This is a genomic window from Brevibacterium marinum, assembly GCF_011927955.1.
Taxonomy (GTDB): Bacteria; Actinomycetota; Actinomycetes; order Actinomycetales; family Brevibacteriaceae; genus Brevibacterium; species Brevibacterium marinum.
In genome coordinates, this window is record NZ_JAATJN010000001.1 from 2271832 (window position 1) to 2294307 (window position 22476).

Below are 22476 nucleotides of genomic sequence, written 5' to 3' on the forward strand. Positions count from 1 at the left end.
GGTTCGGGGCCGTGCCCTTGTCACAAGGGCTTCTTCGTGAGTCGGATGGGCAGAAAATATGGCCGCCACTGGGCAGTTCTACTGGCCAGGAGTGGGCGATTCTACTGTCCGCCTATGGGCAGTTTTCCATGGCCGCTAACACGGAAACGCGATGAAGACCTGCGCGTTCTCGTCAGATCGTACGTGGGAGACCTTCCGCCGAGCGCGGTCCTGTCGCACAGAAGCGCCCTCATTGTGCATGGGTTGCCGATCCCCTATTTCGACAGAAACGAGTCCGTAGTCGCCGAGGTTGTTCATCCGGCGCACGGAGTCCGCCGGAAGACCCTCCTGATGAGGCGTCGAGAATACGGGGCATCCGATGTGTGCGAGATCGACGGAGCGCGAGTGACCTCCCTGTTGCGCACATTGTCTGACATCTCTCGCGACTATCCGCTAACGTTCGCGGTCGCTGTTCTCGACGCGGCCATCCACAGTTCTCTGGTGACTTGGCCTCAGATCAGGCTGTACTGCGAAGCACACCCGGTGCGCACGCGCCAGCGTCAGATCGATCAGGCGTTGGCGCTTGCTGACGGTCGTCGCGAATCGGTCGCTGAATCCATCTGTGCTGTGCGATTCGTCGAGTTCGCCATTCCTGGATTCGAACCACAGGTGACCATCTGCGATGAGAGCGGGAAGTTCGTTGCTCGGACCGATTTCGCCAACAAGCTGGCGAAAGTTCTCGCCGAGTTCGATGGTGCTGGAAAGTACCATTTGCCTGGCAGAGACCCGCGGCAAGAACTCGAATTTGAGCGTCGACGTGAGTACAAGCTGCGGAATCTCGGGTACTCGGTATTTCGCCTCCGCTGGCAGGACCTCTTCTCGGCAGATGTCTTCCTACGGATCAAAGAACGCGTCACGAGAGCCACAGCGAAAACACCCTGACCCAGTCTGCGGCTGCTCGTCTGCGGCTGCTCGTTCAACACCGAGACAGGTTTTCCCGCCGAGGCAACAGGGCAAACCTGGCCCAGGGTTGAACGACAGCGAATCAGCGGTTGGTGGAGGAAATGGAGGCATGTCACGGGCACCCGATACGGTGACCCCATGACGACACATTCCCCACGCCCACCGAAGATCACCATGGGCACGCCGATGACCGGTTACCTCGGCGATATCGGGCCCGAAGAGTTCCTCGAAGGCATGGAGTTCTCCGACCTCGACCCCGCCGAGGTGGATTCCGCCCAGACCACGTTCCTCGACTGCGCCTTGAACCGGATCAATTTCGGCCTCGCCGAGGCACCTGCAGACTTCACCGGTGCGCGACTCTCGGGCACGACGATCGCGGATTCGAGAGCCGACACGTGGAGCATTCCCCGAGCCAACCTTGTTCACACGGAGATCACCGGAACCCGGGTCGGTGCGGGAATCGTCCACGACAGTGTGTGGGAGAAGGTGCGGTTCGAGAACTGCCGCATCTCGTACCTCAACCTGCGCGGAGCCAAACTCACCGACGTCGAATTCCGCGACTGCGTCATCGACGAGATCGACCTCGACCGTGCCAAAGCGAACAGGGTCTCGTTTCCCGGCTCCACGGTGGGAGTGTTCCAGTGCGAAGATGCGATGCTGGGCAGTGTGGACCTGCGCGGTCTGCAACCCCACCGGATCTCCGGTATCCATTCGCTGCGCGGTGCCACGATCGATGAGATGCAGCTGATGCTCTTCGCCGAACTCTTCGCCCGCGAACTCGGTATCACGGTGGAGTGACGGTCGACATGAATCGACGCTATTGAACGGAGGAGCTCATCCGGCAGGTCAGGATGTGCTCAAGATCCTTGATCGCGGCAGCCGCAGTGGCATCCAGAGATGAAGCTCCTCCGAGCAGCGAATAGTCACCCATCCGTTTCGTGCTGACATTGACAGCCTTCATGCTTCCTTCAGCCAGCGAGAACGGGTGGCTCTTCGGATAGCACTTGACCTGCACACTCGCGGTGACGCGGTCCGAATCGTCCAGTTCGAGGATCCCGACCAGGCGTGGAACGATATCGTGCTGCTTCCAGCAATCAATCTGCTCTTCATTCACATTCTTTACCGATTGCCGCGGAACCGATTCGATGGGAATGCCGGCGTTGAATACGGCACGCGCTATGACGACGAGTTTGGCGGCAGTGTCCCAGCCGTCGACGTCGAATTCCGGCTGAGGTTCTGCGATGCCGCTTTCCTGAGCCTCAGCGACGGCGTCATCCAGATCCCACCCGTGGCGATACATGGTGTCGAGGACGAAGGTCGTGGTGCCGGTCAGGAGAGCCTCGAAGCGCGTGACTTGGGCCCCTGCGAGGTCATACGTGAGGAAGTCGACGGTCGGCATCGCTGAGGCAGCAGCTCCACTGACTCGGACCTGGCGCTCAGCCTCGGCGGCCCGACGATAGATGTCATCGCCGGCGACGACGAGAGCGCCCTTGGACACGCAGATCACGTCCATACTCCCTTCAAGAGCCGCCTCGAGGTGAGACAGTCCGGGAGCGCCATCGACATAGTTGCTCGGCCCTGCCTCGATCAAGACGTCCGCTTCGAGCTCGTCGAAGAATCTCTGCCCGGTCAGCCCGGATACGAAGTCAGTGCGTCCCGCAATCCGTTCGCCGGAAATACCGCTGCCATCGATCAGTCCCTCTGTGCTGGCGCTCACCCCAACCACCCGCACATCGGCATTGAAGCGACGGGCAAACTCCGGGGCTCTTTCCTCGAGGGCACCGCCGATCCTGGACCCCACGTTTCCGACGCCGGTGATGGCCACTCGCAGTGTTTTCACTGATCTCTCCAGCCTTCATTGAGCAGGTCGACATCTTCGTCGGCGGTCCCTGCACCCTACCGTTCGTCCAGCGAGGCATGTGCCCGCTGACTCAGCTCATCGATGAGCACCCGCTCGTTCTCGGAGTAGTCGACGGGCGCCACGACCACGTGCACGCCGCCGGCCGTGAACGCCGACTCGAGCACCTCGTGCATCTCATCGGGGTTCTCCAGCCGATGCCCGGTCGCCCCGTACGACTCGGCGTAGGCGACGAACTCGGGGTTGCCGAAGGTCAGTCCGTAGTCGGGCATGCCGTCGACAGCCTGTTTCCATCGGATCATGCCGTAGGAGCTGTCTTCGAGGATGAGGACGACGAGGTCGAGGCCCAGCCGCACCGCCGTCTCCATCTCCTGACTGTTCATCATGAACCCGCCGTCGCCGACGACCGTCATCACGCGTCGGTCCGGGTGGGTCAGCTTGGCGCCGATGGCCGAGGGGAGCCCGGCCCCCATGGTCGCCAGCGCATTGTCGAGCAGGAGGGTGTTGGCCCTGGTGGTGCGGTAGTTGCGGGCGAACCAGATCTTGTACATACCGTTGTCGAGGGTGACGATGCCGTCCACAGGCATGACCTTGCGAACCTCGGTGACGATGCGCTGCGGGATGAACCGTTCGTCATCGGAGTTCTCTTCGATCTTGGCGAGGATTCCTTCACGCATCGGCAGCAGTGCCCCTGCATTGGGCACACGACCCACCAGTTCCACGGCAAGGCGTTCGAGGCTGGGCCCCAGATCGCCGACGGTCTCCACCTGTGGGAAGTAGACCTGTTCGACGACGGCCGCCCGGTAGCCGATGTGGACGACAGTGGGTCCGTCATCGTCCATGGTGAACGGCGGCTTCTCGGTCGTGTCGTGACCGATGGTGACGATGACGTCGGCCTTTTCGATCGCATCGTGGATGTAGTCGCGGTTCGTCAGTGCCGCTGTTCCCAGGTACAGGTCGGAGGACCCGGAGACGGATCCTTTGCCCATCTGGGTGGTGAAGTAGGGGACCCGCACCCGGGAGACGAACTTCGACAGGGAATCGGTGCAGTCCGAGCGCGCGGCGTCTGCTCCGAGCATGAGCAGCGGTCTCTTCGCACCGCGGATCACCGCAGCGGCGGCCTCGACGGCATCGTCGCTGGCCGTTGCCCGTCCCATGCTGTGAGGCTGGACGAGTTCGTACCGGTCGACCGGCATAGCGGCGATGTCTTCGGGAAGCTCGAGGTGGACGGGTCCCGGCCGTTCGGCCCGGGCGGTGCGGAAGGCTTCCCTGATCATCGTAGGGATCATCCTCGCCGAGGTGATCTGCTGGCTGACCTTCGTCAGCGGTCTCATCGTGGCCACGGTGTTGACGATCTGGAACCGCGCCTGCTCCGAGGTGCGGATCCCCTTCTGTCCGGTGATCATGATGACCGGCATCCCGCCGAGGTGGGCATAGGCCGCCCCTGTCGCCAGGTTGAGTGCACCGGGCCCGAGCGTCGTCAGGCACACGCCTGGTTTGCCGGTCAGACGCCCGTAGGTCGCGGCCATGAAGGCGGCAGCCTGTTCGTGGCGGGTGAGGATCAGGTCGATGGACGATTGGCGCAGAGAATCGACGAAGTCGATGTTCTCCTCGCCGGGGATGCCGAAGATGCGTTCGACTCCCTCGTTCTCCAAGGCCCTGACCATGACATCGGAAGCTCGCTGAGTCGTCATCCTTCGACACTACATCTTTTGCCATCGCGCTTCGATGGCACAGATCACAGAGGTCCACACCTGAGAGCAGCCCTCGGCAACCCGGCCGCAGCCCTCGGCAACCCGGCCGCAGACCTCGGGGGTCGACATCATCCGGACGCGTGACCAGGAGCGGTTTCACAGGCGATAGACTTGTTCGCGGTAGAAGTGCGGTAGAAGTACGGCACCAACGCAGGCACATGAAGGACATTGATGACTGACCAGCTCGACCCATTGGACGAGTCGGCCGTGAAGCAGGCCGTCGACACGGCATTATCAGCATTCGCGGGCGCTCACACTCTCGAGGACCTCAAGGCCGCGAAGATCGAGTTCACGGGCGACAAGTCCCCGCTGGCCCTGGCCAACCGTGCCATCGGCGGTCTCGACAAGGCCGACAAGGCAGCCGCGGGAAAGATCGTCGGCAAGTCCAGGGGAGCGGTCAAGAAGGCCCTCGACGCCCGTCAGGCCGAGCTCGAGGCAGAACGTGACGCCGCGGTGCTCATCGAAGAGTCCATCGACGTCACCCTGCCCACGGACCGGAACCGCCTCGGCGCTCGCCATCCTTTGAGCCTCATCCAGGAACAGGCCGCGGACTACTTCGTCGGCCTCGGCTGGGAGGTCGCAGAGGGCCCGGAGATCGAATCCGAGTGGCTGAACTTCGATGCCCTCAACTTCGGCCCCGACCACCCGGCCCGCCAGATGCAGGACACCTTCTTCGTCGACCCCGCCGACGCCGGCCTCGTCCTGCGCACCCATACCTCACCGGTCCAGTCCCGTTCGCTGCTGCAACGCGGTGTGCCCCTGTACGTGGTGTGCCCGGGCAAGACCTTCCGCACCGATGAGCTCGATGCCACCCATACTCCGGTCTTCCACCAGATCGAAGGCATCGCCATCGACAAGGGTCTGACCATGGCCAGCCTGCAGGGCACCCTCGACGGCTTCGCCCGCGAGATGTTCGGACCGGAGTCGAAGACCCGCCTGCGTCCCAGCTTCTTCCCGTTCACCGAACCGAGCGCGGAGATGGACTTCTGGTTCCCCAACAAGGTCGGCGGCCCCGGCTGGATCGAATGGGGCGGCTGCGGCATGGTCCACCCCAATGTGCTGCGTGCCGCCGGCATCGATCCCGAGGTCTACCAGGGCTTCGCCTTCGGCATGGGCATCGAGCGCACCCTGATGCTGCGCGAGGGAATCAACGATATGCATGACATGGTCGAGGGCGACGTGCGCTTCTCGGCTCGTTTCGGAATGAAGGCTTGATATGCGCGTCCCACTGAACTGGCTGGCCGACTACGTCGATCTCCCAGCCGAGACGGATCCCCATGCCCTGGCGGCCGAATTCGCCGCGATCGGACTCGAAGAAGAGGACTTCTTCGGACCCGAGATCACCGGGCCCCTCGTCGTCGGCCGGGTGCTCGAACTGACCAAGGAAGAGCACTCGAACGGCAAGACCGTCAACTGGTGCCGCGTCGACGTCGGAGACGACCACAATGAGGCTCTCGACGATCCGAAGGATCCGCAGCCCGGCCCGGAAGTGCCCAGCCGCGGCATCATCTGCGGAGCCCACAACTTCGTGCCCGGTGACCTCATCGTCGCCTGCCTGCCCGGAGCCGTCCTGCCCGGTGACTTCCAGATCGCTGCGCGCAAGACCTACGGACACAAGTCCGATGGCATGATCTGCTCGGCCAAGGAGCTCGGCCTCGGGGAGGACCACACCGGCATCATCGTGCTGACCGACCTCGGCCTGACCGGGCAACCGGGGGACGACGCGATCGCCCTGCTCGGCCTCGACCAGGTCACCCTCGACGTCAATGTCACCCCCGACCGCGGCTACCAGCTGTCCATGCGCGGCATCGCCCGCGAATACGCGCAGATGAAGAGCCAGTCCTTCCACGACATCGGCAGCCCCACCGTCGCCGAGGTGAACGCCCCCACCGCTGACGGCTTCCCCGTCGTGGTCGAGGACTCCAACCCCATCGACGGCAAGGTCGGGTGTGACCAGTTCACCGCGTTGCAGGTGACCGGCATCGATCCGACCGCGACCACTCCGTTCTGGATGCAGCGCCGGCTGCAGCAGGCGGGCATGCGTCCCATCAGCTTGATCGTCGATGTCACGAACTACGTCATGCTTGAGCTCGGTCAGCCGCTGCACGCCTACGACACGGCGCTGCTCGGCGAGGAGATCGTCGTCCGCCGCGCAGAGGCCGGTGAGAAGTTCACGACCCTCGACGACGTCGAACGCACACTGGATGCCGAGGATCTCCTCATCACCGACCGCGGTGCTGTTGGTTCGGGCAGCACCGGTGGCAAGATCATCGGCCTCGCCGGAGTCATGGGCGGTGCGGCCGTCGAGGTCCACTCAGGAACGACCGACGTCGTCATCGAGTCCGCGCACTTCGACCCGATCTCCATCGCCCGGACCTCGCGGCGGCACAGACTGACTTCGGAGGCCTCGCGTCGTTTCGAACGTGGTGTCGACCCGAAGCTCGGACCAGTGGCCGCACGCCGCTGCGCCGACCTGCTCGTCGAACTCGCCGGGGGAACGCTGAGCCCGGCGACCACCCAGGTGGGTGAGACACCGGAGCCCACGGTCATCGAACTCCCGGTCGAGCGTGTCGGCTCCCTCGTCGGCATCGACTACACCACCGCCGAGGTGACCGGACTGCTCGAAGGCATCGGTGCAGGCATCGACGTCATCGGCAAGGACCGTCTGGCCGTGACCGTGCCCAGTTGGCGTACGGACATCACCGCCGACGTCGACCTCATCGAGGAAGTCGCCCGCACCGGCGGCTACGACCGGATCCCTTCGATCCAGCCGGCCGCTCGAGCCGGACAGGGACTGACCGAGGCACAGAAGACACGTCGTCGGATCTCGAACCTTCTGGCCGCCGACGGTTTCACCGAGGTGCTGTCCTACCCGTTCACCTCGGACAAGCGCGATGATCAGCTGCGTCTCAACGCCGATGACGTCCGTCGCAAGCACATCCGTCTGGCGAATCCGATGTCCGAGGACCTGCCGCTCATGCGCACCACCCTGCTGGCGACCCTGGTCGAACTGGTGGTCCGCAACTTCGGTCGCGGCTCCAAGGACGTCGCCCTGTTCGAGGCGGGACTCGTGTCCACCTCGGCGGGACTGCCTGCCGGACCGGGGCCGCGCCACCTGCCCGGCTACCATCCGAGCGATGCCGAGCTTGAGGACATCTACGCCTCGGTGCCGCACCAGCCTTACCACTATGCGGGCATCATCGCGGGCAATGCAGAACTCCCCGGGGTCTGGGGCAAGGGGCGAAATGCCGAGGCCGCCGACGTCATCGACACCGTCCGTCGGATCGCGGCGGTCAATGGGCTCGAGGTCACCGCCGAAGCCGACCAGATCGCACCCTGGCATCCGGGTCGTGCGGCGAAATTCGTCCTCGCCGACGGGCAGGAACTCGGTCATGCGGGTGAGCTCCACCCGAAGGTGTGCGAGAACCTCGGGTTGCCGGCCCGGACGGTCGCGTTCGAGATCGACTTCGACGCACTGCTGGTCCAGGAGGACCTGCGGACTTGGGCCGGCGCCCTGTCGACGTTCCCGGTCTCGCGTCAGGACGTGGCGCTCATCGTCGATGCGGATCTGCCCACGCAGACCCTGGCCGCGACCCTGCGTGAGGGCGCAGGTGACGAGCTCGAACAGCTCGAGACATTCGACCTCTACACCGGCGACCAGCTGCCCGAGGGCAAGAAGTCCCTGGCGTTCCGCCTGACGTTCCGCGCTGCGGATCGTACGCTCAAGGCTGATGAGGCCTCGGCGATGCGTGAGGCGGCGACGAAGCTGGCCGCCGAGCGCCACGGCGCCGAAGTAAGAAGCTGAGGAGGAACTGATGAGCGAGAAGCTGCCTTACGGAACCAACCTGCCCACCGATTCGACGGCAGGGGAGGCCAACGCCGTGCCCGCCGAGACCATCGCCGTCATCACCGGAGGAGCCCGCGGCATCGGCCGCTACCTGTCCGAAGCGTTCGCGACGGCCGGCTACCATGTCGTCGTCACGGCCACCTCGGCGTCGAAGGCTGAGGAAGCGGCGGCGGAGATCGTCGACGCCACCGGGGGAGCGGTCACCGGGTTGGAGCTGCGCGCCGATGACATCGACTCGGTGTCAGCACTGCGAAGGGCGATCGCCGCACTCGAATCCGAAAGCGGACGTCGCCTGCAAGTGCTCATCAACAACGCCGGCCGCATCGAGTCGACAGAAGGACCGCTGTGGGAGGCCGATCCCGAGAGCATCAAGAGTGTCGTCGACGCCAATGTGCTCGGTGTCGCACTGATGATCAATTCCTTCGCTCCAGTGCTCATCGACAACGCCGAGGCGACCGGTGGTCCCAGCCGCATCATCGACCTCAACTCGGGCTCGGGTGCGCAGGGCACGCCGGCCTACGCGGTGTACTCGGCATCGAAGGCGTCCCTGTTCCGCCTCGCCGACTCTGTTGTCCACTTCGGCCACGATAAGGGCCTGCGGATTTTCGAGATGGCGCCCGGTGTCGTCGAGACGGCGATGACGAAGTCGATGCCCGTCCACGACTTCCGCGGCGAAGGAGATTGGACTTCACCGGAACAGGTCACCGATCTGGCGTTGGCCTTGTCCTCGGGGACGCTCGATGTGTTCACCGGACGGTATGTGCGCGCGGGGGCCGACAGCAAAGAGTCCCTGCTCGATGAGGTGGGCGCTGGGTTGGACAAGTCGAATCGACGGCTTGTGCTGGGATAAGTTGCGGACCTTGCACCCGGACTGATGATGACGCCCAACTCGCGTTCGATGAAGTGACGTCTGACGAGGCTACAGTGTCCACCGTTATACGCAAAGCCTTGTTGAAGCCGTTGCGTGGTGCACCCGAAGCGAGGTTCGTATAGAGACTGCGGAGCTGGCCCGTGATCCCTGCGATCGTGCAGATGCGGTGCGGGTCGTCAGTCCGCTGACAGAAGCGGACGGTCGGCGCTGTTAAAGTTAACCAGACGCTCGGCCGCTGTTAATATTAACAAGAAGCCCACGCTCTGTTAATATTAACAACGTGCGTACCTCGACGAATTGCCCATTCAGTCCCCATGCCGATGTAGTACCTCCCGTGTGGGCCGGACGCGAGGATCAGCTTCGAGATTGGAGTGACGTCGTTAGGCCGCGGCGGCTTGCTGGCCTGCCCGAGCGAGGACGCACTATCCTTGGCGAACCTGGTCTCGGCAAGTCGAGCCTTCTTTCAAAGATCGCAGGCGACGCAGCCAACCACGGCGACTGGGTTACCAAGCAACTGCGTATCCCTTCTAAGTCCGATCCGCTGAAGGTCGTCGCCGCCGCTGTCCTCAAGCTTGCGGACATGGCTGGATTGTCGACAGCACGAGAGAAGCGCCTCGGCGATCTGATTGCGCGTGTCTCGCAGATCTCCATCAAAGGGTATGGGCTGAGTCTTCGCGAGGCTGATGGACCTGAGCCGTTTACCTCTCTCACCGAACTGTTAGTCGAGATAGGCATGGCCGCAATTCACCAGGGCGACGTGGTGGTACTGATTCACATTGACGAGGTGCAGAACATCACGGATGAGCATATGCTCTCGCAGTTGCTCATTGCTCTCGGAGATGCGATGTCTCATGAGATTCAAGTTGAGGCGCCAGGCGGGTACCTCGTCGGCCGCCTCCTGCCGATCTCCGTATATCTCACGGGCTTGCCCGACTTCGCTGACATGAGCTCGGCCCGACGCGGCGCCACCTTTGCTAGGCGTTTCGCAACGACGACTCTTGAGACGTTCGGTGACGATGACCTTGAAGCAGCGCTGCAGCCCTTCGTCCTCTCAGGATGGGAAGTCCCCGGCGAGCTCGGCGGGAGACGTCTCGTGACAATGGAGCCGGGTGCTCGAGATGGAATCCTCGAACTGTGCAAGGGTGAGCCGTTTCTCTTCCAGCTTGCTGGTGAGAAGGCCTGGTATGCCGGAAGCACTGATGTGATAACCCGAGAGCAGGTAATCACAGGATGGAAGCAGTCAGCCCGCGACGAGGCGGCAGGACATGTAGAGCGAATTCTCGAACGTCTTCCAGGCAGGGAACGGCAACTACTCGACGCCATGATCGGACTGCCGGATGAAGACCGAAGTTTGAAGAACATCGCACACGCTATGGGGCTTGAGAGTTCAAGCCAGATTGGCCCCATTGCGCAGCGCCTAGATACGAATCGAAAGATCATCGCGCGCGGACGCCTCTACAGTTTCCGCAACCGTGCGATTGAGGCATACCTTTCAAGCGACTGGCCAAACGTAGGGTAAAGGGCTGATGCAGGTTCCGGAGACCGCAATCTCGCAGGCACCGCAGCCTGACGATCCAATAAGAGTCTCAAGCCCGGATGGCTCGGTAGACACCAAGAGACCAGATCCGGTCACAGTATCCTGATGTCCCAATTCGGGAGTACCACGGCTATGGTGTCGTCCGGACCGTGGGCCTCATTCCCCACGCGATGCAGTACGGGCCGCAGCATCGATCATCGCCGAGAGCTTCCCGACGAACCACCGCTACACCGGTGCTGGCCTGGGCTACCAGCTCTCGTCGATCATCGCCGGTGGGCCGGCGGCGCTGGTCGCAACGTGGCTCATCCATCAGTTCGGCACCGGCTATGCAGCTTCGGTGTACATCCGCATTTCCGCGGTGATCACATTGATCGCGTTGAAGCTGCTCAAGGATCGCTCACGCAGCGACATCACGAAGGACGAGACCTATGAACGAGGGATCAGTCACTGAGCCGTCTGCATCCTGTCTGAACGCGCAACCTCCAGAGCCGTCGAGCCATCCAGTCGGACCCGACGGCATTGCGATGGCTGTATAGTGCCCCGACTGCAGTCGAGGACTATGGTTGACTCCTGAAGTCGAAATTCAGTGAGGCCCTCGGCAAATACTTGACGATGACCGCGGCAGCAGTGGTGATCGTCAGACACCGGATGAGGTCCTGATCGAGTACCATCATCACAGGTCACCCGCCTGAGGCGCAGTCGTGTCTTCCACGTCGAACACATCCTCGACCTCGGACGCCGTTCTCAGCCCTTTGGGGATCATTGCGGTGACTCGGCGCGCACCAGCCTCGTCGAGAATGATCGGATCGATGCCGACCACTTGAGAATGGCGGCGGGTGCTGCCCGGCAGAAGTGCAACGCCCAGTCCGTTGGAGACGAGCGACTGGATTGCACCCGGCTTACCCGTGATGTGTCGCGTGCGTGGTTCGAAACCAGCACGTCGGCACAGTCGCTCGGAGGTAGAACGGCATCGCCCGCGAGTACGCGCAGATGAAGGGACAGTCCTTCACCAATATAGGCAACCGTCCCGTCGTCGAGGTCGCCTCGCCGCTTTCGGCACCTACAGGCTGAAAGAGATGAAGCACAAGCGCTGACAAGGCCGTCTGCATCTTCTGGAAAATATTCGATTCTTGGCGGTGATTCTGGGACGAGCAGACGGAGCATTGCGCCCCGCTATTTGATACTACCCATATCGGAGCCCCAGGACGGACACCGGCTCTCTGCGTAATCGGCCTGACATCGTCCGATCGTGCATCTCCGCACAAGTTCATCCGCATCGCCATGCTCAGCGATGCGGATGAACACTATAGATCGCGTCCCATCAAAGCAGAAGTGCCTGTCATAGGAAGGTAAACGCCCTACACAACGGCGGATAGATCCATCACACAGTTGCTGTCCGAGCTATTTGGACTGCCGTCGCGCCAGGATCAATCCTGACCCAAACATGACGGCAATGCCGAAGATCACCCAAGTGGCCCAGGCTCGCCCGGATGAGACATTGTCGAACAGGCCCGGAAGCAACAAGATGAAGATACCTGAAAACACTGCAAGACCAGCTATGAGACCAGCCAGCGCATACGGCTTTGACATGTCAACCTCACTATCAGTTGAAGCAGCTGGCTACCGCTGTCACGGACGCACCACCCACAGTCGCGTACGCGCCAATGCATGCGACGCAAACAGGAATAGTCACACCAGTTTCGCTAGCAGCACAAGCACCTGCACATGCGCCAACAATCAAATACCCCACAGTACCAGACACGCCCAGGACGCTCGCTACACAAGCTACCTTATCTCCGGTGCTCTTCTGACTGGCGACCTCTCCCGGGGCTCCCTGCTTGCTCTCTTGGCTGATCTGAGAGTCGGTCTTGTAAGGAATATCGGTGTCGCGATCTTCAGTTACCTTACCGTTCTCGTACTTGGCAAGGTGAAATTTCCCCTCGGCGCCATGAGTATAGAGGACTTCACTATAATTGACCCTATTTCCATCATCATCAAATAACACGGTCAGGTTGCTTGTTGTAGCGTATTTTCCGTCAACTGGGATGGTGACCGAGGTGAATTGATCGTCACCGGAAGACACTTTGTAGACTTTGCCTTTGCCGAAATCCAGTTCCGATGAACCCGCGCGACTATTGAAGGTTCCATCGTCAACACCATTAGAGACGGTCCGGATAAGTCCTTCAGCGCTATTGCCGGTTATCTGCTTCATGTTCGTGGAGTTCCGACTGGACTCGGCCTTGGAGCAACTTCCCTGCTCGGCAACTGCACTGTCTGTCGATGCTTGCGCAGGTCCCACCACAGCCCCGAGACTACCCGCAGTCAGGGCCGCAGTGGCCACTACAGTCGCCAACTTTTTACCAATGATACGCATCTATACTCCTCAGGATAAATGTATATCGATTCATTTGGACACGATCACAATACATTCCATAATCAGCCTCGTTGTATAAGTATTATCACGATTCGATAACGGCAATTTAGCGATATTGTCACATATTGCATTAGGCCCGTCGCCTAATGGGAGTTGGAGAGAACCAGCAAGGCCTTCCTGTAACGTGTCTTCGTCCTGTCGTATATGACCTCCGGCGAACATGGGTATGACTACTCGTACAACTTCGTCCTCATCGGCACACTTATCGCAGCAGCTGTCGAGCTTGTCCTGGTTCCAGTATTCGGGATGTACTCCGACACGATCGGGCGGAAGAAGGTCTACGCCTGGGGCGCAGCAGTCATGGGAGTGTGGGGCTTCATCTACTTCGCACTCCTCGACAGCGGAGTCACCTGGCTCGCGTTCGTCGCGCTCTGCTTGGGTCTCATTCCTCACGCGATGCATTATGGACCGTAGGCATCGATCATCGCCGAGAGCTTCCCGACGAACCTCCGCTACACCGGTGCTGGCCTGGGCTACCAGCTCTCGTCGATCATCGCCGGTGGGCCGGCGGCGCTGGTCGCAACGTGGCTCATCCATCAGTTCGGCACCGGCTATGCAGTTTCGGTGTACATCCGCATTTCCGCGGTGATCACATTGATCGCGTTGAAGCTGCTCAAGGATCGCTCACGCAGCGACATCACCGACGATCGCACGTATCTAGAGAGGTACTCACACCGGAGAGCCTCCCCGTGGCGTCAGACGGTAGCGAGTTCCTCCGGAATCACGCACTCCACAATCGCTGCAACGTGAGCATCCACCGAATCGATGGCCGGCAGGGGAGCGGTCTCCGGTGGAACCAGCAACCCGATCTCAGTGCATGACAGTGTCACGGCATCTGCTCCTCGAGGCGCTCGGTGTAGAAGCCGTCACACATCGTCCACTTCGTGCCGAGCACCGCCAGGGTCGAATATTCCCGATCGCGAACCATCGTGGTGATCGAGTCGACGATGTGGATGACCGGCACGTCGACCGAGCGCATAGTTCGTCTCCTCGTTCCGCAAAACTGTCGTCAATTGTTGTCACCACTAAGTCTGGTCCGAGTCGACGAGACCCGGTAGACCCAGATCCCTTTGCTCTGGAATAACCTGGACTTATGGCAAATGTGTTTGAGCAGGCTCTCGACGTCGGGGAGCCGAAGCGGCTGCTGATCTTCGGTGCCATCGCCGAGGCGGCAGCATCGGAGCAGCCGCGCGCGAACTGGGATGGTCACAGCCGGCGCTCTCACAGCACATGAACGCCCTCGAAAAGGACCTGCGGGTCACTCTCTTCGAGCGCACTCCCCGGGGCATCGTCCTCACCACCGCGGGACAGCTGGCCCGCATCCGTGCGAACGAAATAGCCACCTCGGTGACGGAGCTTCGTGGGGACCTGGCCAGGGCATTCGGCCTTGGCGGGCGCAACGTCCGACTGGCCGGATTCCCCAGCTTCGTCGTCGGCCCACTCGCTGCGGAACTGGGTACTCTCGCATCAACGACGGGAACAGGCAGCGACACCGCCCACCACTCCTACGAGGTCGCAGAAGCAGAACCGCCGGAGGCGCTGTCGATGCTCCAAAACGGCGAAATCGACATGGCCTTCTTGTTCCATCACGAAGACGAAGAAGCCCCGAGACTGTCGGCTCACGACACTGTCGACCTCGGGGCCGACCACCTTGACCTCCTGGTCCCCGAACGGAGGAACCGTACCGGACAGATCACCCACCTCGACGACGTCGCTGACCTGCCATGGATCATGGGATGCGTGAGGTGTCGCTCGACCGCCGAGCGTCTCTGCCGGCGTGCCGGGTTCGAGCCGCGCACTCGGCATATCACCGACAACCCGGGAGCTATCCAATCTCTCGTCTCCAACGGACTCGGTGTCGCCCTGCTGCTGCGCAGCGCCCGGCGTTACTCTCAGGTCGCCGGCATCGATTCGATCGTCGTCGCCGAAGCTGGAGCCCGCCGAGTCACCGCGATGGTCCCGGACGGATTGAGAACCGCCTCGGAGGTCGAGGACCTACTCGCTGCGCTGCGGCTAGGGGAGGGCATGACAGAGACTTCGGTTGCTGACGCGCCGATGAACCCGCCGGAAGCAGACGACATCAACCGGTACCAGAGCGTAGGTGACGCGGAATGCTGAGATTCAACCGCGTGCTCGACCGGTGGCTGACGATCACCACGGCCGCGGCGATCATCGTCATGATGGTCCACATCGTCGTGCACGCTCTCGCACGTTCCCTCTTCGACGCTCCGATCTACGGCACCAACGAGATCGTCGAATACTGGTATCTGCCGATCGTGGCACTGCTCGGCATCCCGGCTGGCCAACTGCAAAAGGAACACATCACCGTGACCATGGTCGTCGACCGAGCCCGGTCGGCCACCGCCGCAGTGTTGAAGATCTTCGCGTGCATCCTCGGGGCACTCGTGTCACTCGCCTTCGCCTGGTTCGGTCTCATGAAGGCACTTGAGAACACAGCGATCGGCTCGACCGCCGACGTCTCCGCCATCATCACCTGGCCCGTGTACTACCTCGTACCCATCGTCTTCGTGCTGCTCGCCGTGCTTTACATCCTCGACGCCGTCGTCATCGCCCGCACAGGACGGCCCGACCCGGATCTCGACCCCGGTGAACCGACCGAAACCGACTGGGAAGACCGCACATACTGATGAGCCAGCCGACTCACACCAACACGCTCTTCCCATCCGGCTCCCGACGCCAAAGGCCTAGTGCTCGCGCTCTGACTATCGGCTTCGGACTCGTCGCCGTCTGCCTCATCGGGCTCTTCACCAGCCCCTCGGCGGCCGTCGGTGGAACCTGGTGCATCGCGATGATGCTCGTCCTGCTGTTCCTCTCAGTCCCCGTGGCCATCGCACTGTCCGTGCCCTCGATCATCGGCGTCTACGCGGTCAGCGGCATTCCCGCGACCATGAACATCCTCTCGACGGCACCATTCAGCGCCGTCTCGGACTGGACGCTGAGCGTGCTGCCGATGTTCATCTTCATGGGCATGCTGCTGACGCAATCCGGACTCTCGACGAAGATCTACCGGGTGGCCGATCATTGGTTCTCCTGGCTGCCCGGCGGCATCGGCATCGGCACGAACTTCGCCGGGGCCGGCCTCTCCGCAGTGACCGGTTCGACCATCGGCATGACCTATGCGCTCGGCCGTGCCGGCATCCCCGAGATGCTCAAGGCCGGCTACGACAAACGCATGGCCGTCGGCACGATCATGGTCTCCGGGATGACCGGCAACCTCATCCCACCGTCGATCCTCATGGTCATCTACGCCGGCATCGCCTCGGTGCCCGTGGGCCCGGCTCTCATGGCCGGCGCCCTGCCAGGGATCCTGCTGGCCTTCTGCTTCGCCGCCTTCATCGTCGGGATCGGTGTCATCGCCCCGAAGCTCGTCGGCCGAGGCCAGGCCACAAGCAGACCGGCCGCCGCCGCACGCTCTACCCCAACCTGGCGTCAGCGCTTCAGCTCGCTTGCCGGCGTCTGGGGCTTCCTGATCATCCTCGTCGTGCTCTTCGGCGGCATGTTCTCCGGAATCTTCACCCCCACCGAGTCCGGGGCCGCCGCAGCTCTCTGCTCGGTACTGCTGTGCCTGTGGGAGAAGAGGGACGACCATCCGTGGCGCAATGTCGCGGACTCAGCCATGGCCACGGTCTCGGCCACCTCGGCGATCTTCTTCATCATGATCGGCGCGACGATGCTCACCAGCTTGCTCGCCATCACGGGGCTCGCCCCGATCCTCACCGGGCTCATCACCGACCTGGGGCTGTCCACGATCGGCTTCCTGCTCGTGCTCATCGTCCTTTACATCGTCATGGGCATGTTCTTCGACACCATGTCGATGATGCTGCTGACCATTCCGATCCTCCTACCGACGCTGGAGACGATGGGGGTCAGCCCACTCTGGTTCGGTGTCTTCGTCGTCCTCCTCGGCGAATTCGGGATGATCACCCCGCCGGTCGGCATCATTCCCTACATCATCCACAGCATCGTCAAGGACCAGAACGTCAACCTCGGGCACACCATCACCCTGCGCGACATCTTCATCTCACTCCTGTGGTTCCTGCCTGTCGCCGTGGTCTTCCTCGTCCTCATGGTCGCCGTCCCCGGCATGACCGAATGGCTGCCCGATCTCATCGAACGCACCAGCGGAGGAATGTCCGGCTGACCCTCGCCGAGGTGGCCCCGCTTTTCCGTCGATTGTGCCGTCGCGTGGCTTCTGCGCGGTGTGAGGGGAGTCATAACAGGGTGGGCTCATTCGGATCTATGATCGAAGGAAACTCTCAGCCGTTGTTCAAAGGAGTCCCATGAATCGCATCCCTACGGCGGCAGTCCGCCCGGCGCAAGCCGCCGCAGTGTTCACCTCTCTGGCGTTGCTCGCCGGGTGTGCGGGGTCCATCGGCGGCAGCGGTTCGGACTCGGACGCCTCCGCAGGGGAGGGGTTCGCTCATGAGTCCTCGCAGGATGAGATCGATGAGGCTCTGGCCGATCTCGACCCGATCACTTTGAAGTTCCAACCGTCGGCGATGTCGGAGCAGTCGATCCTCGCGCCGAACGGGCTCGATGTGAAGAAGGCGATCGAGGAACGTTCGGGCGGGAAGATCACCGTTGACATCGTGTGGGGCCAGGCGATCGCCAGCTACGCCGACGTCGATGATGCTCTGGCCGACGGACGAGTCGACCTCGCATTCACTCTGCCGTCCTACACGCCTGCCGAATACCCGGCCTTCGATGCGCTCGGTACGGCCATGTCGACACTGCCCTCCTCACCGGTGGCCAGTGATCTGGCAGCAAATGCGGCCGGTGTGCAGGCGGCGTGGGAGACGCCCGAGGTGCTCGCCGAGTTCGACGACAAGGGTCTGGTTCCGCTCATCCCGATGCTCGCGGCCGGTGGGTACTCCACGATGTGCTCCGAGCCGATGAGCTCGGCTAAGGATTGGAAGGGCAATCAGATCCGCGTCGGTTCGGCTGCCGCCGGCAAACAGGTGACGGATCTCGGGGCCACCCCGGTGTCACTGTCGTTCCCGGAGACCTATGAGGCGCTGCAGCGCGGAACCGTCGACTGCGACCTCGGCCAGCTTGCTCCGAACGTCGAGGCCGGAACGTTCGAGGTCGCTCCGAACATCGGAGTCGCCGCCGACGCAGGAATCGCGCGGTCTGCCGGTGCGATCACCGCCGGAAAGGAGTACTCCGAGCTGCCGGTGGCCTACCAGCAGGTCATCTTCGACTCGATGTCGACGACGTTCAGCACGATGATGGAGGTCGTCATCGGTGCCAAGGCGATGGCAGTCGAGCAGGCGAAGGACAACGATGGTTCGGTCGAACCCTTCGATGACGACGTGCAGAAGCAGATGGCGACCTACGCGAACACGCTGTCGGACAAGACTGCTGAGAAAGCCGGGGTGCCTGATGCCCCGAAGACGCTGAATGCTGCGGCGAGCGATTGGCAGACAAGCGTGACCGACCTCGGCTTCGACGATAAGGGCGACTTCGCCGAGCTTGATGAGTGGTATCCGGAGGACGTGAACTACGACGAGCTGGGCGACGAGCTCTTCGACAAGGTCATGGCTGAGCACCGGCCGGAGTGAGTGGGGGAGAGGTCAGAGTTCGGCAGCCCGAGCTCGAAGGCTGAGCCGATCCGGTTCGAATTCGGTGGCATCCTCGTCGTCACCAACAGACGAAGCCACCGTCGACGACGAGATCATGTCCGTTCATGTAGGCCGACGAGTCGCTGACCGCGAATGTCGCCGGACCCGTGAGATCGTCGACCGTACCCATACGGCCCAGCGGGATGCCCGAAATCCACTCTGCTCGCTTATCCGCGACTTCGTCTCGTTCCGTGAGGGGAGTGAGTATGTACCCAGGGGACAGCGAATTCACACGGACACCCTGGAGCCCCCATTCGACGGCCAACGAACGTGTCAGATGGGCGACCCCTGCCTTCGACGCGTTGTAGTTGGGCTGGAGTAGGCCTCTATTGGCGATGATTCCTGACATCGATGCCATGTTGAGGACGGCACCACGTCCGCGTGGCAACATAACTCTGGCTTCCGCCTGTGCACTGTAGAAGACGCCAGAGAGGTTGACATCGATGACGCTCCTCCACCACTCGGCCGGCATATCGACCGAGGGCACCTCGCCTCGGGCGATTCCGGCGTTGTTGAAAGCGATGTCCAAATCTCCGAGCTCGGAGTCCACCTGTTGCACAGCCTCGTGGACAGCGATCTCGTCGCTGACGTCGACGGCAATCGCGAGACTCCGCACGCCGATGGAATCGAGCTCATCGGCGGTGCGAGCGGCATTCTCAGCGTTCGCATCCAGAACTGCCACGTTTGCCCCGGCCCTCGCCCACGCCAGGGCGACCGCGTGACCAATTCCCTGGCCTGCGCCGGTGATGAGGCCGGTCTTTCCCTTGAGATCGAACAGACTGCTCATGATTGTTCCTTTCTGATTTCTGATCTGGTGTTGGGTAGGTTGTCTGGTCCCCGCGCAATGACGGATCTGAATCCTCAGGCGCAATCGCGCTAGAGCAAGAGCCGACTCTTGGCTGTGCGGAAGGTCTCAACTTGAGTTCGCGTGAGATCGACGGCATCGGAGCCCAGGCCGGTGGCCATGAGACTCCCGCAAGCCAATGCGAACTCGGCCGCTTCGCGTACATCAGCACTGCGTAGGAGCGCGGAAATGAATCCTGCCGAGAAGGCATCTCCGCACCCTGTCGTGTCAACAACTTCGACGTCGAAGGCAGACAGTCGCACGTCACATTCCCTCGTGTTGCTGATACTCACCCCCTGGGCTCCCATAGTGATCAGCACGTTCTGGACCCCAGATTCGAGGTAGTAGTCAATCGCCTTCTGGCGATCGCCCCCGGCATCGGCGATGTAGTAGGCGTCGTCGTCACTTGGAAGCAAGTAGTCAACGAAAGGCAGACACGGTTCAATGGCCTGACGATCACGGTCTAGAGATGTTCTGCTGGGAATGAAGTCCATTGCCACCGTGAGTCCTCGCTCTTTGGCTGTTCGAAGGAAGTCCACGCTGGGCCTCCCGTCGATTCCGGGGAGGAGGCAGGTGCCACCAAGATGGACAAGCGACACTTCGTCGAGCAACTCGGCCTGGAGATCCTGATGGTCCAACCGACCGTTAGTGCTGACGACGTGCAGCGCAGGTCGACTCCCGTCTCGCCGAATTGGAAGCATCGTCGCAGATGTGGGAAGGCCTCGATCGACGCGCAGATGATTCGTCGTCACACCGGCATCGTTCATACGGGTCGTGATGAATGTGCCGAGTGCGTCATCGCCGACGACTCCCACTGTCGATACATCCTCGCCGAGGTGGGCAAGGTTCACGGCGGTTGCCGCCGCGGTGCCCGCGACGGTCAGGCGGATCTCTTCGAGGAGCTGAATTCCTTGTCCGTCCGGAATGGATTCTACGTACCGTCCAAGTACATCGGCGAGGTGCATTCCAACAGTGAGTACACGTGGCATCCGGGGTATTCCCTTCCTGCGTGGTGGTGTCTGGTAGCAACTCAGGCGTGATGTAGCTCCTCCCAATGAGCGCGTGGAAACTCGCTGTCCGTGTCTCCCAGGAGCAGGGCTCGATACGTTGCTTCTGCAGCCTGTTCCATGTTGACCGCTCTGCGGTAGGCCATTTCGATGTCTGGGCCGATCGCCGATGAACCATGATGGCCCATGATGATGCAGTTGTGGCTCGCCGCTTGTGTCGCTGCGGTGTCGGCGAGTTCCTCAGAACCATTCGGGTAGAAATCTGTTCGACCGATCGACTTCACATAGAACGCATGATCGAGCGTAAAGAGGCGGACTCTATGTCCCAAGGCGTCGAGCAGCACGGCATACTGAGGGTGGAGATGGATGATGCAATTGACATCGGGTCGTGCTTGGTACGTGCGCTGATGGAGTTTCCACTCGGAGGAAGGGCGAGTGGACGATTCGTCGTCGGAGACGTTTCCTTCGAGGTCGACGACAGCGTACGTGTCGACTGTCAGACGGTCGAGGAAGGTCCCTGCTCCGGTGACGGCGAATTCGTCGGCTCCCGGTACCCGTACCGATAGATTGCCTCCGCTGGCGAGGGCGAGTCCTTTCTGCACGGCGTCCTGGCCGATTCGGCTGAGTTCGGAGACGAGTTTAAGCAGCTGATCGTTCATGAGTGCTCTTTCTGTTCGTAGATCGGCGGCTTTGTGAGTCAGGCGGACCAGACTTCAGGGTTCTTCAAGGTCTCCGGTCGTCGGCCCTCTCGCCATTCCGCTATTCCTTCCGCAGCGATTCGAGAGTGTTCTCTGATCACATCGTCGGAAGCCCCGGCAATGTGCGGAGTGGCAGTGACGATGTCCGAGCTGAACAGCGGATGGTCGGATGACACCGGCTCCTGCCAAAAGACGTCGAGTCCAACACCGGCGAGTTCATGATTGGTCACAGCCTTTACAAGAGCCTCTTCATCGATCAACGCGGCGCGAGCGGCATTGATGAGATAGGCATCCGGTCGGATTAGGGACAGCTCACGTGCCCCCAGCAGGCCGACGGTCTCGTCCATGAGAGGCACATGGAGAGTGATGATGTCGGAACTGGCGAGTACTTCATCGAGAGGCGCGACCCGTGCCTCGTCGCCGAAGGCGTCTTCGGGCAGGAAAGGGTCGTAGACGATGACAGACATTCCGAACCCGCGGGCACGTTTGAGAACTCCCCGTCCGACTGCTCCGCCGCCCAGAATGCCCAGCGTCCGCCCGGAGAGCTGAATTCCTCGGAAGAGTGAATATGGAGCGAAGACATCGTCGGCACTCCAATTTCCGGCGCGCAGCCAACGTTCAGCCTGGCTTGACTGCCTCACTGTCATGAGCAGGAGCGTAAACGCGAGATCCGCTGTGACTTCCGCATTTCTGGCAGGGGTGGTCAGCACTGGGATGCTTCTGGAGGTGCACGCCGCGACGTCGACGTTGACCGGATTTGCCCGGCACGAGACGACAGCGCGAAGGTTGGCCGTCTTGGCCAAAGTCGCCTCATCGACTCTGTCGAGTTCGGTGATGATCACTTCCGCGATATCCAGGAGTTCGTCGATACCTCTGTCGCTCAGAGATTCGCCGGCGATCGAGGGTACGACCATGTGGACGGTGAAGTGGCCACGAAGCTCCTCGACCCGAGTGCGGTCGAACGCTGCTGTGATGACGAGGTGGGGTTTGATGCTCATGAGGTCCCTTCTGATGGGTGTCGGTTTGAAGCTGGAACAGTGGG

The 22476-nt window shown here is 61.8% G+C and carries 21 protein-coding genes; 12 read left to right on the top strand and 9 right to left on the bottom strand.

Annotated elements, in window-relative coordinates; all coding sequences use genetic code 11:
- The first annotated feature begins 384 nt into the window (after positions 1–384).
- Both BKA07_RS10040 and BKA07_RS10045 read left to right on the top strand, forming a co-directional pair.
- A complete protein-coding gene (locus BKA07_RS10040) occupies positions 385–921 on the top strand; it encodes a hypothetical protein (protein ID WP_167950779.1) in 537 nt (178 codons plus the stop codon).
- Positions 922–1080: 159 nt separating this feature from the next.
- Positions 1081–1740, top strand: coding sequence for a pentapeptide repeat-containing protein (locus tag BKA07_RS10045; protein WP_167950780.1), 660 nt, complete (start codon positions 1081–1083; stop codon positions 1738–1740).
- Positions 1741–1759: 19 nt separating this feature from the next.
- Here BKA07_RS10045 and BKA07_RS10050 read toward each other — a convergent pair whose 3' ends face one another.
- Positions 1760–2782 (bottom strand): homoserine dehydrogenase, encoded by a 1023-nt coding sequence (locus tag BKA07_RS10050; RefSeq protein WP_167950781.1) that lies wholly within the window; start codon positions 2780–2782, stop codon positions 1760–1762.
- A gap of 56 nt (positions 2783–2838) precedes the next feature.
- Complete coding sequence (locus tag BKA07_RS10055) at positions 2839–4494, bottom strand: acetolactate synthase large subunit (protein ID WP_167950782.1); 1656 nt, start codon at positions 4492–4494, stop codon at positions 2839–2841.
- A gap of 231 nt (positions 4495–4725) precedes the next feature.
- On the opposite strand from BKA07_RS10055, the gene pheS reads away from it, so the two are divergent.
- From pheS to BKA07_RS10075, 4 genes are all read left to right on the top strand, one after another.
- A complete protein-coding gene (pheS, locus tag BKA07_RS10060) occupies positions 4726–5769 on the top strand; it encodes a phenylalanine--tRNA ligase subunit alpha (protein WP_167950783.1) in 1044 nt (347 codons plus the stop codon).
- A gap of 1 nt (position 5770) precedes the next feature.
- A complete protein-coding gene (gene pheT, locus BKA07_RS10065; RefSeq protein WP_167950784.1) occupies positions 5771–8359 on the top strand; it encodes a phenylalanine--tRNA ligase subunit beta in 2589 nt (862 codons plus the stop codon).
- A 10-nt stretch (positions 8360–8369) separates the two neighbouring features.
- Positions 8370–9251, top strand: coding sequence for an SDR family NAD(P)-dependent oxidoreductase (locus BKA07_RS10070; protein WP_167950785.1), 882 nt, complete (start codon positions 8370–8372; stop codon positions 9249–9251).
- 355 nt (positions 9252–9606) lie between these two features.
- Positions 9607–10791: an ATP-binding protein gene (locus tag BKA07_RS10075; RefSeq protein ID WP_342449029.1), complete on the top strand. Its 1185-nt coding sequence runs from the start codon at positions 9607–9609 to the stop codon at positions 10789–10791.
- Between the two features lie 691 nt (positions 10792–11482).
- Here BKA07_RS10075 and BKA07_RS10080 read toward each other — a convergent pair.
- Both BKA07_RS10080 and BKA07_RS10085 read right to left on the bottom strand, forming a co-directional pair.
- Entirely contained in the window at positions 11483–11758 is a 276-nt protein-coding gene (locus BKA07_RS10080; RefSeq protein ID WP_167953078.1) for a LysR substrate-binding domain-containing protein, read from the bottom strand.
- Between the two features lie 654 nt (positions 11759–12412).
- Positions 12413–13183 (bottom strand): hypothetical protein, encoded by a 771-nt coding sequence (locus BKA07_RS10085; protein WP_167950787.1) that lies wholly within the window; start codon positions 13181–13183, stop codon positions 12413–12415.
- Positions 13184–13387: 204 nt separating this feature from the next.
- Here BKA07_RS10085 and BKA07_RS10090 point away from each other — a divergent pair, with 204 nt between their 5' ends.
- Positions 13388–13657: an MFS transporter gene (locus tag BKA07_RS10090; RefSeq protein ID WP_167950788.1), complete on the top strand. Its 270-nt coding sequence runs from the start codon at positions 13388–13390 to the stop codon at positions 13655–13657.
- 412 nt (positions 13658–14069) lie between these two features.
- Here BKA07_RS10090 and BKA07_RS19300 read toward each other — a convergent pair whose 3' ends face one another.
- A complete protein-coding gene (locus BKA07_RS19300; protein ID WP_245161911.1) occupies positions 14070–14222 on the bottom strand; it encodes a hypothetical protein in 153 nt (50 codons plus the stop codon).
- A 114-nt stretch (positions 14223–14336) separates the two neighbouring features.
- Here BKA07_RS19300 and BKA07_RS19305 point away from each other — a divergent pair, with 114 nt between their 5' ends.
- The 5 genes from BKA07_RS19305 to dctP all read left to right on the top strand — a co-directional run bounded on the left by BKA07_RS19305 (position 14337) and on the right by dctP (position 18825).
- Positions 14337–14477, top strand: a complete 141-nt coding sequence (locus tag BKA07_RS19305) for a hypothetical protein (protein WP_245161912.1) — start codon at positions 14337–14339, stop codon at positions 14475–14477.
- Positions 14441–15361 (top strand): LysR family transcriptional regulator, encoded by a 921-nt coding sequence (locus BKA07_RS10100; protein ID WP_245162163.1) that lies wholly within the window; start codon positions 14441–14443, stop codon positions 15359–15361. The genes BKA07_RS19305 and BKA07_RS10100 overlap by 37 nt, the downstream gene beginning before the upstream one ends.
- Positions 15355–15891 (top strand): TRAP transporter small permease, encoded by a 537-nt coding sequence (locus BKA07_RS10105; protein WP_167950789.1) that lies wholly within the window; start codon positions 15355–15357, stop codon positions 15889–15891. The genes BKA07_RS10100 and BKA07_RS10105 overlap by 7 nt, the downstream gene beginning before the upstream one ends.
- Complete coding sequence (locus BKA07_RS10110) at positions 15891–17405, top strand: TRAP transporter large permease (RefSeq protein ID WP_167950790.1); 1515 nt, start codon at positions 15891–15893, stop codon at positions 17403–17405. The genes BKA07_RS10105 and BKA07_RS10110 overlap by 1 nt, the downstream gene beginning before the upstream one ends.
- Positions 17406–17544: 139 nt before the next feature.
- The gene (gene dctP / locus BKA07_RS10115) at positions 17545–18825 is read left to right on the top strand and encodes a TRAP transporter substrate-binding protein DctP (RefSeq protein WP_167950791.1); all 1281 of its coding nucleotides are present in this window, start codon (positions 17545–17547) and stop codon (positions 18823–18825) included.
- A 79-nt stretch (positions 18826–18904) separates the two neighbouring features.
- On the opposite strand, the gene BKA07_RS10120 is transcribed toward dctP, so the two are convergent.
- From BKA07_RS10120 to BKA07_RS10135, 4 genes are all read right to left on the bottom strand, one after another.
- Positions 18905–19672 (bottom strand): SDR family oxidoreductase, encoded by a 768-nt coding sequence (locus BKA07_RS10120; protein ID WP_167950792.1) that lies wholly within the window; start codon positions 19670–19672, stop codon positions 18905–18907.
- A gap of 89 nt (positions 19673–19761) precedes the next feature.
- The gene (locus tag BKA07_RS10125; RefSeq protein WP_167950793.1) at positions 19762–20694 is read right to left on the bottom strand and encodes a carbohydrate kinase family protein; all 933 of its coding nucleotides are present in this window, start codon (positions 20692–20694) and stop codon (positions 19762–19764) included.
- Between the two features lie 65 nt (positions 20695–20759).
- On the bottom strand, positions 20760–21395 hold the full coding sequence (locus tag BKA07_RS10130) for a class II aldolase/adducin family protein (protein WP_167950794.1): 636 nt from the start codon (positions 21393–21395) through the stop codon (positions 20760–20762).
- A 38-nt stretch (positions 21396–21433) separates the two neighbouring features.
- On the bottom strand, positions 21434–22432 hold the full coding sequence (locus BKA07_RS10135; protein WP_167950795.1) for an NAD(P)-dependent oxidoreductase: 999 nt from the start codon (positions 22430–22432) through the stop codon (positions 21434–21436).
- Positions 22433–22476 lie beyond the last annotated feature (44 nt).

Excerpts from the sequence above, each read along its gene's own strand:
- BKA07_RS10045 (WP_167950780.1), top strand. The coding sequence starts at position 1,081 with ATGACGACACATTCCCCACGCCCACCGAAGATCACCATGGGCACGCCG.
- BKA07_RS10055 (WP_167950782.1), bottom strand. The coding sequence starts at position 4,494 with ATGACGACTCAGCGAGCTTCCGATGTCATGGTCAGGGCCTTGGAGAAC.
- pheS (WP_167950783.1), top strand. The coding sequence starts at position 4,726 with ATGACTGACCAGCTCGACCCATTGGACGAGTCGGCCGTGAAGCAGGCC.
- pheT (WP_167950784.1), top strand. The coding sequence starts at position 5,771 with ATGCGCGTCCCACTGAACTGGCTGGCCGACTACGTCGATCTCCCAGCC.
- BKA07_RS10070 (WP_167950785.1), top strand. The coding sequence starts at position 8,370 with ATGAGCGAGAAGCTGCCTTACGGAACCAACCTGCCCACCGATTCGACG.
- BKA07_RS10085 (WP_167950787.1), bottom strand. The coding sequence starts at position 13,183 with ATGCGTATCATTGGTAAAAAGTTGGCGACTGTAGTGGCCACTGCGGCC.
- BKA07_RS10090 (WP_167950788.1), top strand. The coding sequence starts at position 13,388 with ATGACCTCCGGCGAACATGGGTATGACTACTCGTACAACTTCGTCCTC.
- BKA07_RS19300 (WP_245161911.1), bottom strand. The coding sequence starts at position 14,222 with ATGCGCTCGGTCGACGTGCCGGTCATCCACATCGTCGACTCGATCACC.
- BKA07_RS19305 (WP_245161912.1), top strand. The coding sequence starts at position 14,337 with ATGGCAAATGTGTTTGAGCAGGCTCTCGACGTCGGGGAGCCGAAGCGG.
- BKA07_RS10105 (WP_167950789.1), top strand. The coding sequence starts at position 15,355 with ATGCTGAGATTCAACCGCGTGCTCGACCGGTGGCTGACGATCACCACG.
- BKA07_RS10110 (WP_167950790.1), top strand. The coding sequence starts at position 15,891 with ATGAGCCAGCCGACTCACACCAACACGCTCTTCCCATCCGGCTCCCGA.
- dctP (WP_167950791.1), top strand. The coding sequence starts at position 17,545 with ATGAATCGCATCCCTACGGCGGCAGTCCGCCCGGCGCAAGCCGCCGCA.
- BKA07_RS10120 (WP_167950792.1), bottom strand. The coding sequence starts at position 19,672 with ATGAGCAGTCTGTTCGATCTCAAGGGAAAGACCGGCCTCATCACCGGC.
- BKA07_RS10125 (WP_167950793.1), bottom strand. The coding sequence starts at position 20,694 with ATGCACCTCGCCGATGTACTTGGACGGTACGTAGAATCCATTCCGGAC.
- BKA07_RS10130 (WP_167950794.1), bottom strand. The coding sequence starts at position 21,395 with ATGAACGATCAGCTGCTTAAACTCGTCTCCGAACTCAGCCGAATCGGC.
- BKA07_RS10135 (WP_167950795.1), bottom strand. The coding sequence starts at position 22,432 with ATGAGCATCAAACCCCACCTCGTCATCACAGCAGCGTTCGACCGCACT.